This window comes from Burkholderia sp. BCC0405 (genome assembly GCF_902833075.1).
GTDB lineage: Bacteria > Pseudomonadota > Gammaproteobacteria > Burkholderiales > Burkholderiaceae > Burkholderia.
Genome location: NZ_CADFEO010000024.1, coordinates 62,093 through 74,934, shown reverse-complemented (window position 1 = coordinate 74,934; position 12,842 = coordinate 62,093). Strand labels below are relative to the sequence as shown.

General features: G+C 63.9%; 9 protein-coding genes. 3 read left to right on the top strand and 6 right to left on the bottom strand.

Translation table 11 applies throughout. The annotated features are described in order from the left end of the window. The 6 genes from tssE to tssK all read right to left on the bottom strand — a co-directional run bounded on the left by tssE (position 1) and on the right by tssK (position 7,726). Complete coding sequence (tssE, locus tag HWX36_RS30735; protein ID WP_175957609.1) at positions 1–423, bottom strand: type VI secretion system baseplate subunit TssE; 423 nt, start codon at positions 421–423, stop codon at positions 1–3. Continuing rightward, on the bottom strand, positions 420–3,143 hold the full coding sequence (gene tssH / locus HWX36_RS30730) for a type VI secretion system ATPase TssH (RefSeq protein WP_175957608.1): 2,724 nt from the start codon (positions 3,141–3,143) through the stop codon (positions 420–422). The genes tssE and tssH overlap by 4 nt, the downstream gene beginning before the upstream one ends. Positions 3,144–3,281: 138 nt before the next feature. Continuing rightward, complete coding sequence (locus HWX36_RS30725) at positions 3,282–3,767, bottom strand: Hcp family type VI secretion system effector (RefSeq protein WP_006479553.1); 486 nt, start codon at positions 3,765–3,767, stop codon at positions 3,282–3,284. Positions 3,768–3,861: 94 nt separating this feature from the next. After that, positions 3,862–5,625: an OmpA family protein gene (locus tag HWX36_RS30720; RefSeq protein WP_244136572.1), complete on the bottom strand. Its 1,764-nt coding sequence runs from the start codon at positions 5,623–5,625 to the stop codon at positions 3,862–3,864. Next, complete coding sequence (locus HWX36_RS30715; protein WP_175957606.1) at positions 5,622–6,377, bottom strand: DotU family type IV/VI secretion system protein; 756 nt, start codon at positions 6,375–6,377, stop codon at positions 5,622–5,624. The genes HWX36_RS30720 and HWX36_RS30715 overlap by 4 nt, the downstream gene beginning before the upstream one ends. Beyond that, positions 6,377–7,726 (bottom strand): type VI secretion system baseplate subunit TssK, encoded by a 1,350-nt coding sequence (tssK, locus tag HWX36_RS30710; protein ID WP_175957605.1) that lies wholly within the window; start codon positions 7,724–7,726, stop codon positions 6,377–6,379. Before tssK ends, HWX36_RS30715 begins: the two co-directional genes overlap by 1 nt. A gap of 557 nt (positions 7,727–8,283) precedes the next feature. Here tssK and tssB point away from each other — a divergent pair. The 3 genes from tssB (at position 8,284) to vgrG (ending at position 12,840) form a co-directional block, all read left to right on the top strand. Beyond that, complete coding sequence (tssB, locus tag HWX36_RS30705; protein WP_175957604.1) at positions 8,284–8,796, top strand: type VI secretion system contractile sheath small subunit; 513 nt, start codon at positions 8,284–8,286, stop codon at positions 8,794–8,796. Between the two features lie 73 nt (positions 8,797–8,869). Then, entirely contained in the window at positions 8,870–10,420 is a 1,551-nt protein-coding gene (gene tssC / locus HWX36_RS30700; RefSeq protein ID WP_175957603.1) for a type VI secretion system contractile sheath large subunit, read from the top strand. 80 nt (positions 10,421–10,500) lie between these two features. After that, positions 10,501–12,840 (top strand): type VI secretion system Vgr family protein, encoded by a 2,340-nt coding sequence (gene vgrG / locus HWX36_RS30695; RefSeq protein WP_175957602.1) that lies wholly within the window; start codon positions 10,501–10,503, stop codon positions 12,838–12,840. The last annotated feature ends 2 nt before the right edge of the window (positions 12,841–12,842 follow it).

The following is a 12,842-nucleotide window of genomic DNA, read 5'->3' as shown; positions in this document are numbered from 1 at the left end:
TCATGACGGGTCGAGGCGTCGTTCGACGCGCAGGCGGCCCGGCGGCTCGAAGTAGGTGCCGAACCGCACGAGCCCGGCGTTCTTCAGGCGGCAGGTCATCTCGAAGCTGACCAGGATGCCGGGATCGCGATTGTCGACGATCCCGACGTCGATCGAGCGAACGCGCGGCTCGTACTTCAGCAGCGTGGCTTCCATTTGCTGCTTGAGCAAATGCGCCGATGCGGGCAATGCCTTGTAGATGTTCGTGAGGTCGGGCAGCCCGTAGTCGGGTAGATGCTTGAGCGAGCCTGCCCGCGTATTGAGAATGCGGCGCACGTTCTGCTGCACGCTCAGGCATTCAAGCGTGCGATCGTCGTGAGCGCCAATCGGTTCGCCGCCGATCTGGCCGAGCAGCATGTCATACAGCGACGGGCCGGCGGTCATCGGTCGTTTCGCCACGTAGTGCCGGTATCGCCGGCCGCCGGCGCATCGACGAAGTCGATCGTCAACGATCCATCGGCAGTGGCGGACAACAGGATTTGCGCGGGCGTAATGCCCGATGCCATCCGTCCAAGCAGTTCGCGGGATACGACCGGCAGCACGCGCTGGTTCAGGAATGCATCGACGCTGCGTGCACCGGATTCGCGCGACACGCAGTGCCGCGCGATCGATTCGATCAGATCGTCTGCATACGTCAGGGTCACCGCGTGTTGTCGATGGAGGCGTTCGGCGATCCTGTCGAGCTTGATCCGCACGATCGAAGCGAGCGCGGCAGCGTCGAGCGGCCGGTAAGCGAGCGTCTGAAAGCGTGCGAGCAGGGCGGGCTGGAAGTGCGCGACCAACTGAGGATGGACGGTTTCGCGCAGCGCTTCGTGCGTGATCGCCGGGTTCTCGGCCGTTGCATCGTCGATTTGCGCGCTGCCGAGATTGGACGTCATCACGATCACGCAGTTGCGGAAATCGATTTCGCGCCCTTCGCCGTCGCGCATCGTGCCGCGGTCGAACACCTGATAGAAAATGTCGAGCACGTCGCGATGCGCTTTCTCGACTTCGTCCAGCAGCACGACGCTGTACGGACGCTGACGTACGGCTTCGGTCAGGACCCCGCCGCGCCCGTAGCCGACGTAGCCGGGCGGCGAGCCCTTGAGCTGCGATACCGTATGCGCTTCCTGGTACTCGGACAGGTTGATTGTCGTCAGCGCGGCTTTGCCGCCGAACAACAGGTCGGCAAGCGCCAGCGCGGTTTCGGTCTTGCCGACGCCGGACGGCCCGGTGAGCAGGAACACGCCGAGCGGCGCGTGCTCGTTCTTCAGCCCGGCCTTGGCGGTCCGCAGGCTCTCCGCCAGTGCGCCGATCGCATCGGCCTGCGCCACCACACGCGCGGCCAGCGTCGTTTCGAGCGCGAGCAGGCTGCGCAGTTCGTCGTCGACGAGATTGCCGACCGGCACACCGGTCCATTCCGCGACCACGCGCGCGATCGATTGCGCATCGACGTCGGCGGCGATCATCGGCGACTTGCCCTGAATGGTCGCCAGCGCGTCGATGGTATTGGCAACGGCCGCCGGATCAGGCGTGGGGCCGGCCGCGCCGCGAAGGGTGCGCAGCAGGTCGACGAGTTCGCGTTCTCGCGTGTACTGGCCGAGCAGTGTGTCTATGGTGTCGCGTACGGCGTCGTATTCCGTGTCGATCGTGGCGCGTCGCCCGGCGACGTCGCCGATCCCGGCACGGGAATCCGCATCGAGTGCGGCGCGTTCCAGTTCGAGTGCCGTCAGCGTCGCGCGCGCCTGCTGCAGTTCGACCGGCGGTACGTCGAGCGCCATGCGCACGCGCGCGGCCGCCGTGTCGATCAGATCGACCGCCTTGTCCGGCAGTTGCCGGGCAGGAATGTAGCGGCGTGACAGCCGTACGGCCGCGACGATCGCCTCGTCGCGGATGTGGACAGCGTGATGCTTCGCATAGCGGCTGGCGAGCCCGCGCAGCATCAGGCAGGCCGTGTCGTCGTCGGGCTCGTCGACCTTGATGACCTGGAAGCGCCGCTCGAGCGCGGCGTCGCGTTCGAAATATTCGTTGTACTCGGCCCACGTGGTCGCCGCGATCGTGCGCAACTCGCCGCGCGCGAGCGCCGGCTTGAGCAGGTTGGCCGCGTCGGCGCCGCCCGCCGCGTTGCCCGCGCCGATCAGCGTATGCGCTTCGTCGATGAACAGCAGGATGGGAGTCGCCGATGTCCGCACCTCGTCGATCACGTTCTTCAGCCGTTGCTCGAATTCGCCCTTCACGCCCGCGCCGGCCTGCAGCAAGCCGAGGTCGAGCGTCAGGATGCGCGTGTCGCGGATCGTTTCCGGAACACTGCCTTCGATCACGCGCAACGCGAGCCCTTCGACCAGCGCGGTCTTGCCGACGCCCGGCTCGCCGACCAGGATCGGGTTGTTCTTGCGGCGGCGCGCCAGCACGTCGATCATTTGACGGATTTCCCGGTCGCGTCCGAAGACGGGGTCGATCTCGCCACGGCGGGCCTTCTCGGTCAGGTCGAGCGCAAAGCGCGCGAGGGCGTCGCCGTCGGTGGTGCGCGACGGCGCCTGGGGCGCGTGACGATCGATGGAGGCATCCGTCGCGACATGGCCGGATTGATCGGCGGTTGGCGACGGCATCGACGGCATCGGCGGCAACGTCATGTCGTCGGACGCGTTCTCGGACGAGCGTCGCCCAAGTCGTGGCAGCACGCGCCGGATCTGCGCGTTCGAAACCGACAACAGCGGCCATGCGCGTTGCGTGCGCAAGACGTGCGGGGCATCGACGATCGCCTGCAGCAGATGGCCCGAGCGAATGGTGCCGTCGGAATCGTCCGACACCGCATGCGTCCACGCATCCTCGATCACCGTGGCGAGTTGCCGTGACAAAGCGGGCATGCCGCGCAACGTGCGCGGCATGCGGTCGATCACGTCGATCAACGCGTCCCACACCGCGTCGATATCGAGATCGTAGTGGCGCAGGATCGCCGGAATGTCGCCGTCGTCCGCTTCGATCAGTTTCAGCACCCAGTGCTCGACCGCGATTTCGTCCGCGAACCGGGTCTGGCAAAGACTCGCCGCGGCTTCGAGCGCACGCGTGCAGTGGGGGTTGAGGCGGCGGATGAGGTGGGAGGCGTCCCGGAGAGGCGGCGTCATGTGGATAGCGGAGCAGGAAGGGGGAGGGTGTGGATTCGCCTATGCCCATGCGAATCGAAGGGCGCGACTGCGAATGGGCGAGCGGCGGAGCGGAATCCGGCGCACGGGCATGCCGGATTCCGCCAGTCGGTCAGCGCATCAGGAACGTTCGTTCCACGTGTCCTTGTGGATAATGTTGCCGTCCTTGTACGACCAAGTGATCGTCTCGTAGCGGAGTTCGACGTCTTCGAGATGGTTGTGCTTCTCGTAGTCGGGGTTCTTGATGTCGAGCATCTTCGGCTTCACGGCGACGATCTTCACGTTGTCGAGCTTCGTGTTGAAGTACTCCTTCTCCTTGCCCGCGTCGTCGATCTTGTACCACTTGATCTCGACCGACTTCAGCGTCTGGCCGCTCGTCACGGCCTTGTACAGGTACGGCGTCGATGCGTCCGTCTCTTTCGTCAGCGTGATCGGCTTGTGCACGCGCGTGCCGGTGAGCTTGCCCGTATTGCCGTCGGTCGGAATGTGCACGCCGTGATCGAACGCGACCAGTTCGACGCTGCCTTCACGATCCTGGACGGTCACCGAACCCTTGATGTCCGCACCGCCGTCGTCCTTGAGCCACATGTAGGCCGGAATTGCCATTTTTCCACTCCTTCTTGTTCGTACTGCGAATCGCCGGAACCCAGGTCCGGCGCTGACAAACCCGGAGCGGATGCCCCGGGAACCAAAACGCGTGTTACCGCACGGTGCGGATCGAAGCGGCCGGCGCCGGCATGTCGGGCACCAGCGTGATTTCGACCCGGCGATTCCTTGCCCGTCCTTCGGACGTGGCGTTGTCCGCGACCGGTCGCGTATCGCCGTAGCCCTGGATCGCGAATTGTGTCGTCGGTATCCCGGACGCATCGACGAGCCAGTCGCGCACGGCGGCCGCACGGTCGATCGACAGCTTCAGGTTGCGCTCGGGGCGGCCCTGAGCGTCCGTATAGCCGGCGACAAGAACGCGCTTGCCCGGATGCGCGTTGATCAGTTCGAGCGCATCGACCATCGCGCGCGTGGAGCCTGGCTTCAGTTGTGCTTTGCCGCTGTCGAACAGCGACATGCTGTCCAGCGTGACGACGGCGGGCGGCGGCGCGGGCGGCTCGTAGGAGGCGATCGCGTCGTTGAGTATCGGCAGCAGTCGAGCGCCGCGATACATGCCGAACGACAGCCGGAGCGGAATGCCGATACGCGCATACCGGTCGAGCTGGTCGCGGTCCGACGAAAGGGATTTGAGTGCGTCGCGCTTCGCGGCGTCTTGCGTAGCGGGGAGACGGTTGTAGCGCTCGACGTGTTCGCCGATTCGGGTCATCAGCGTTTCGTTGTTTTTCGCGGCGCCGCAGACGGCGATGGTGGCCGCGCAAGCAACGATCGCGACGACATGCACGACAGCGGTGATGCGCGGCGATCGCCGCGACCGGCGCGGCATCGCGTCGATCAGCGGCTGCGGCAGCGGCCATGGAGAAGGCGATGCAGGTAGCGCGGCCGGTGCGATGCCGATGCGCGATCGGACTTCGCGCTCCCATGGCTTGCCGGGGCCCGTCGCGGGGCCATGGTCGACCCAGCCGGCGCCGAACAACGGCCAGGGCGGCGCAGGCTGGCGTCGGTCCGTAAGCGTATTGAGCACGGTATGGCGTGTCCATCCGATCATTGATCCGATCCCGGCGGCGCGTGCCGCGACCGTGCGACTTCCGTCGGCATGGAGGGCGTCGGATTCGGCTGCTTCGATCGCGGAGTCGAAACGGTGCATGTATGCGATCGGCGAGCCTGCCGATACGCCATACCACTGGGCCGCCGGCTCCGCTGGAGCGGCTGTATCGGAGAATCGCTGATAGATGGCGACGTAGCCCGGCAGCGACGCGCCGAGCATGCGCGACGTGTCTGCAACTGCCTGCCGGATGACGCGCAGCGTTTGCGACAACACATCGTCGTTCGCATGCAATCCCGGCGCGACCGACAACACGACGCAATCGGGGGCATGACCGTCCCGCCACTGGCGGACGGCGACGGCAAGGCGGGGAAGATCCTGCGGGCGATCGGCCCGCAACCAGATGGCGCCGTCGCCGACGTGGACGAAGCGCGACCCGGTTGCGTCGCGATCGAACAAGGCGGGCAGCCCGTCTCCCGTGACGAGCGCGAGCGGCATCCTGGTGCGCAGCGCGACGGGCAGGTCGGCGGTCGCCGCGCCGAGTTGCGCAAGCACGTGCACGTTCCGCTTGCGGGCATGCGTCAATCTGCGCGAATGCAACCAGACGATCAGCGCCGAAAGCGCGATGACGATCGCGATCAATCCCCACATGATGCCGCGGTCGACGGGCAGGACCCATCCGATGACGGCAAGCGCCAGGGTGGCCGAGATCGTCACGACCGTGCGCAGCGGGTAGCCGAGGCCCGTCAGGGCCGCGCGGGCGGCGTCGGCGTCGACGCGTGTTGGCGCCGGCGGGAGAGGGGTATCGGAAGTCACGGCCGCTGAGCTTTCTGGACGAGTTGTGCCAGTTCCGCGTCGAGGATGCGATCCCATGCGAACCACACGCCTATCGCGATCACGCATGCCGTTCCCGCGATCATCCACGGCGACAGGCGTCTGAGCCGGTCGATCAGCCGCGCGTTCGAGCGGTCGGTGACGAACCCCGGTTGCGAGGCCGGTCGCAACTGATCGATCCGTGCGACCAGCGCGGCGATCACGGCCTGACGTTTCGCTTCGCCTTCGTGGGTTTGCGCCGAGAGGCCCGAACGGGCAGCGTAACGGCCGCGGAACCCGAGGCCGAGCACGGCCGCATAGCATTCGAGCAGGTCGACGTTCGGCGCGGGTTCGCGCATCCGGTGCTCGATGCGGTCGTAGATGCGCGTTCCCGCATCGTGAGTGCCGAAGCGCTCGACCTGCAGCGGCCGGGACTCCCAGTTCCCCTTGTCCGACGCGGGAAGGTAACGCAATGCCGCTTCATCGATCAGCCCGCACTGGGCGAGGACGGCGTCGTCCCGGATGTCGGCGGCGATCCCTTGCGCATCGAGTGCCGTCGCGAACTGCGCGATGAGCCGGATGCACTGTTGACGCAGGTTCTCCTGGCTGTCGACCTGCCCACCGTTCGACAGGTGGGTGACGAGCAGTGCCGTGTCGCGCAGCAGCGCGCGTATCGAAGGCCCGGGCGAGCGGCCGGACGACGGCTCCCGCGCCAGCAGCGCGGATTCGTGACGAGTGGAAACGATGGTATTCATCAGCGCAGCACCGCATAGAGTTCGATCGACGCGTCCGGAATCGACGCGGGCAGGTAGATCTGGCAAGCGCGCGCGGCGAGCATCCGCGCATGCGCGGCGTCATGTGCGTCGAGTGCGAAATAGTGGTTGTCCAGCCGGACCGGAATGGCGCCCGGCACGCGCTGCACGGCCTTGAGCGGAATGCCGGCCACCGCGGAATTGACGATGTGCTCGACGTCGTCCGGCGCGCCGATCTTGCACAGGCGTGGGAACTGCTCGACGAGCTCGAATGCCGGCAGCGCGGCGTTGACGGACAGGTACCAGTCCGCCGCACCCTCGACGATGCGCTCGTCGCGAAACTGGCCGGCCCAGGTCGTGGGCGTCGTGTGTGAAAGCCCGATCGACACGACTCGCGACGGGATGATCGCGTCCAGCAGATCGCGGATCAGCGATTCGAGCGTCGCGAAAACCTCATGTGCCGCGGCGTGATCGTAAGGCGGGATGTCGGTCAGCGACACGCGCGTCGAGAACGTGGTGAGCGATCCTGCCAACTGGGCGAGTACCTGGTACAGGCGATCCGTGGGCTGCCCGGGATGCGACGCGAGAAAGCGCAGTTGCGGCCACGCTTGATGAATGCAGTGGAGGAGCCAGAAGAGCTGGACGTCGGCGACGCCGTATTCGGCCACCTGCTCGATCCGTTCGCTGCGGCGCTCGCCGAGGAGCGCGCTTTTGGCGGCGAGGATATCCGCCAGCCGCCGGATGCGCTCGATATGCAGTGCATGACCCGATAGCGCCAGGCAGGGCGGCACATATCCGCGATCGAGCTGGAACTGACCGCTCGTCGCGCGCGTCAGGCGGGCTATCGCGCATGCCGTATCGTCGGCGTGCGATTCGTACCCGTACAGCAACCGGACCGCGTGGCGCTCGGCGGCGATTTCGGTTTCCGCGGTTCCGTTCAGGTCCGTCACCTTCACGAATTCCCGGTACGCGCGACGCGGGCGGGCGAGCGCCGTTTCGTCGAAACGACAGTTGCTGCCGTTCGCATCGGGCAGCGCGAGTGCGGCGAGCACATCGACCGTCTGGGTATCGGCAGGAATTTCGCCGACGAGGTCGCGAGCGGGCGGCAGTGCATCGGCGACGGTCGTGTCGACCGGCGTTCCGTCCGGGAAGCGTAGCTGCAGCCGCGTGAGCTTCAGGCGGCCGGAGGCCAGTGCTTCTTCGTCGACGTCGACGTTCAGCGTTCCCCAGGGCGATACGGCGATGGCCGACGCGAACTGTTGCAGCGCGAATCCGTTCCAGCGGTCCTGCTGCTGGAAATGCTGCTGCGTAAGAATCAGCCCTTCATGCCAGAGCGGCTTTTCGATCCGCATGGTGTGGTCTATATCGATTAGGAATTATTGAGGCGCAGATTCTAACCATCGTTTTCCGATTTCGTATACCCCTGGATTGGTTGAATTGTTGATGAATGTGTCATTTGTATTGGGATATGCGGGGGGTTAATTTTTGAGATTTTGTGGGTGGATTTGCGGTGCACGGTTTTATTGGGAATGAAGTGCTCTTTATGAATGGATTTTGTGTATAAAAATCAGCCATTTGGGTGGCGATTTGTGTTATTTGAGATTGGTTTTTGGTGTGGGTGGGGCTTGGTTTGTTGAGGTGTGGTTGGGTTTTGTGTATTCGTACTAGTATTATTTTGTGGGTTGTATTTACGGTTGATGATCGATTTTGAATTTTGGTGGTTTACTTCGTGTGAAATGGCGTGATATTTTTCGCCGCCTGAATCGGATGTCCTGCCGCAAATATCCGATTCGGTCGTCCGTCAATACGTGTTGCGGGGTTGAGCAAAGGTGACGTGAACGACGGTGCACCTGCGATTGCGGGTGCACATCGCGGATGTCTTCATGCTTCCTGAGATAAGGAGAACGAATTGGATAGCTTTCAGCGAGAGATCCCGAAGAGCCGGGTGTCGATCACCCTTGATCTGCATACGGGCGGGGCGCAAAAGAAGGTCGAGCTACCGCTGAAGCTGCTGGTGGCGGGCGACTTCAGCGCCGGTCGCGAGCAGGCGCCGCTGGCCGAGCGGAAGAAAGTGAACATCGACAAGAACAACTTCGATGCCGTGCTGGCCGACTACGCACCGGATCTCAGGATCGCTGCGGACAACACGCTGGCCGGCGACGGTTCGGAGCTGCCCGTCAACCTGTCGTTCCGGTCGATCAAGGATTTCGAGCCCGAGCGGGTGGCGCGCCAGATTCCCGAGCTTCAGGCGCTGCTCGCGATGCGCAACCTGTTGCGCGACTTGAAATCAAACCTGCTCGACAACGGTACGTTCCGTCGCGAGTTCGAGAGGGTGCTGAAGGACAACCGCCTGTCCGCGAAGCTCCGTGGCGAACTCGCGCAGATCGCGACCGCCGCGACGCAGCCGGAAGGGCATGCGTGAGCGACGCCGGGCAAAGCGCGCGTTCAGCGCATTCCGCAACATCGTAGCGATTCGATCGCAGACAGGATCCGACATGAAATCCACTGACACGCAGCAAACTGGCGCGACCGAGACCGTCGTGCTGGACGCCCCGCACGGGGATATCGACAGCGTCTATGCATCGCTGTGCAGTAAGATCAACCTGAAACCCGTCAACGAAGCGCGCCCGCTCGAGGCGTTCCGGGACAACGACATGCTGTCCGAGGCGTCGGCCGACGAGCGCATCGCGCGCGGGATGGGCGCGTTCCTCGAGTTGGTCGCGAACGCGCGCCAGCCGGTCGACCGGCTGGACAAGTCGCTGCTCGACTTTCATATCGGCCAGATCGACCGGCAGATCGGCCGCCAGCTCGACGCGGTGATGCATACGCAGGAATTCCAGGCGCTCGAAGCGCGCTGGCGTGGCCTGAAGATGCTCGTGAGCCGTACCGATTTCCGCAAGAACGCGCGAATCGAGGTGCTGGACGTGTCGAAGGAGGCGCTGCAGCGCGACTTCGAGGACACGCCCGAACTGATCCAGAGCGGCTTGTATCGCCTGACGTACATCGAGGAATACGACACGCCGGGCGGCCAGCCGATCAGCGCGATGATCAGCGACTTCGAGTTTGCGAATTCGCCGATGGATGTTGCGCTGCTGCGGAACATCTCGAAGGTTGCCGCTGCCGCGCACATGCCGTTCATCGGCTCGGTCGGGCCGGCATTCTTCGGCAAGCAGTCGATGGAGGAAGTGGCCGCGATCCAGGACATCGGCAACTACTTCGACCGCGCCGAATACATCAAGTGGAAGAGCTTCCGCGATACCGACGATGCCCGCTACGTCGGTCTGACGATGCCGCGCGTGCTCGGCCGTCTGCCGTACGGCAAGGATACGGCGCCGGTGCGGGCGTTCAACTACGAGGAAGCCGTCAAGGGCCCCGATCACGACAAGTACCTGTGGATGAACGCGTCGTTCGCGTTCGCGGCGAACATGGTGCGCAGCTTCGTCAGCAATGGCTGGTGCGTGCAGATTCGCGGGCCGCAGGCGGGCGGCAAGGTCGAGGATCTGCCGGTTCACCTGTACGACCTCGGCACTGGTTACCAGCCGAAGATTCCGACCGAGGTGCTGATCCCGGAAACGCGCGAATTCGAGTTCGCGAATCTCGGCTTCATCCCGTTGTCGTTCTACAAGAATCACGACTTCGCGTGCTTCTTCTCCGCGAGCTCGGCGCAGAAGCCTGCGCTGTACGAGACCAAGGAAGCCACGGCGAACAGCCGCATCAACGCGCGGCTGCCGTACATCTTCCTGCTGTCGCGCATCGCGCACTACCTGAAGCTGATCCAGCGCGAGAACATCGGCACGACCAAGGATCGCCGTCTGCTCGAACTCGAACTGAACGGCTGGATCAAGGGGCTCGTGACCGAAATGAAGGATCCGGGCGACGAGCTGCAGGCGTCGCACCCGTTGCGCGACGCGAAGGTGACGGTCGAGGACATCGACGACAACCCGGGTTTCTTCCGGATCAAGCTGTTCATCGTGCCGCACTTCCAGGTCGAAGGGATGGATATCGGGCTGTCGCTCGTGTCGCAAATGCCGAAGGCCAAGAACTGATCCGACGTTTGTGCGCGAGCCGCCGGGGCGTCGATGGTTGTCCCGGCGGCGCAGCGCATGTCGTACAGCGGGGAGTATCCATGTCGATGATTTTGCCTACGCAGGCTTATGAATTGAAGCTGGCGCCGCATCCGGCGCCGTTCTCGATCCTGAAGTTCACCGGGCTGGATCGCGTGAGCCATCTTTATCGATACGAGATCGAATTCACGAGCCCGGCGGCGGGGATTCCGATGGACCAGGTGCTGGGCCGGCCCGCGAAGTTCAGTGCCGATCCGGTCGATCCGAACATGGATTACCTGCGGAAGATGTTCGGGGAGAACGCGGCGCAGTTCAGTGCGAAGCCTGCGGCGTATACGGTTCACGGCGTGATCACGCAGTTCGACGAGTTGGAGACGTCGGCGGATGAAACGCGCTACCGGGTCGTGCTCGAGCCGACGCTGGCCGATCTCGACCGTGGTGTGACCAGCCGGCTGTTTCAGAAGCAGTCGGTCGAGGAGATCGTGACCGATACGCTGCGGCATTACGGGTATCGCGCGGGTGTCGATTTCAGGTTTCAGTTACGCGGGCAGTACAAGCGTCGCGAGTACGTGACGCAGTATCACGAGACGACGTTCGCGTTCATCCGGCGCATTTGCGCGGAAGAGGGGATCTGGTTTCGCTGGGAGCAGAAGAAGGATCGCGCCGTGGTCGTGTTCGGCGACGATCTGGATGCGTATGCGCGCAAGCAGCGCACGGTGCCGTATCGACGTGACTCGGGGCTGGAGAGCGCCGGCGCCGATGCGATCAAGACACTCGGGCGCGAGACGAAGCGTGTGCCGGAGGCGGTGCGGCTGCATGACTACAACCATCGGCAGGCCGAGGTGTCGTTGCTGGTCGAGGAAAACACGGCGCGCGACGACAAGACGACGCACGCCGTCGATTATCGCTGGGGCGAGCATTACGAGACACCCGAAGAGGGCAAGCGGGTTGCCCGGTTGCGGCACGAAGCCTATCTGGCCGAGCAGATTACGTTCAAGGGGGCGGGCAATCCATTCTGGCTCGAAGCCGGCGAGGTGATGCGGGTCGAACCGAGTCAGGTCGATGCGAAGCACGGGATTTTCGTGACGTCGGTCGAGTCGCGTGGCGGGCGCAGTGACGCATATTGGGTGGCGTTCGAGGGGATTCCGTCGGATCGCGTGTGGCGTACGCCAATGGCTTCCGTTTCGCGGCCGGTCGTTGACGGGATTCTGCCGGCGCGGATTACGTCGCCGGGGAACTACAAGTACGCGTATCTGACCGAGCAGGGCTGGTACGTGATCAAGCTGCCGTTCGATCTCGACGAATGGAGCCCGGGTGGGACGAGCCGGCCTGTGCGGTTTGCGAAGCCTTATAGCGGCGACAACTACGGGCATCACTTTCCGCTGATCGATGGGGCGGAGGTGGCCATTGTCCATACGGACGGCGATCCAAATCGGCCGGTGATCATCGGGGCGATGCATGACAGCGTGCATCCGGATCTCGTCAACAACCTGAACCATACGCGGAATCTTATTCGTACGGCTGCGCGGAATGAGTTGCGGATGGAGGATAAGGAAAGCAACGAGCATGTCCATCTGACAACGCCGTTTCGGGCAAGCCAGCTGAATCTGGGCTTCATGGTGGACACCGATCGCAAGGCGCGCGGAAAAGGTGCCGAACTCGCCACCGCCGGTCACGCGTCGATTAGGGCAGCAGACGGCGTGCTCATATCGGCCGAGGCACAACCTGGCGCGGCCGGCGAGCAGCTTGCCATGCAGAATGCGGACGCGACGTTCGCGCAGGCCGAAGAAATTCTGCGTTCGCTCAATAACGTCGCAAACTCGGCCAAGGCACTCCAGGCTGAGGTTAACCAGCAACGTGTGCTGATCGGGCAGAAGCTTAGCCGGCTCCAGAAGCCTGTCATTGTTGCGAGTGCGCCAGAAGGTGTGGGCATCGCCAGTGGGCAGCACGTTCAGATTGCTGCGCGCAAACAGATGTTTGTCACGACCGGCGAAGGGCTCGACATTGGCGTGATGAAACGCATGACGGTGGCGGCCGGCGAAGCGATTTCGTTCCTTGCGGCAAAGTTCGGAATCAGGTTCTTCGCAGCAAAGGGCAAGGTACAGATTCAGGCACAAGGCGACGGCATGGAACTGATGGCAATGCAGGACATGCTGATGAGCTCGTCGGACGGCGAAGTCACGATAACGGGTCGAAAGGGCGTCACGATTGGCGACGGCGCGGGCGCTTACATCAAGCTGGCAGGCGGAAGGATCATTCTCGGGAGTCCTGCGGGCGAGATCGAATTGAAAGGCAACTTGACCGTCAACGACGCCGCCGGCGGCAGTTTCAAATTCCCGACCTGGTCCACGGTGCCGCTCGACGACGTGAAGAGCGCATTGAATTTCGGATTTTCGGAGTAAGC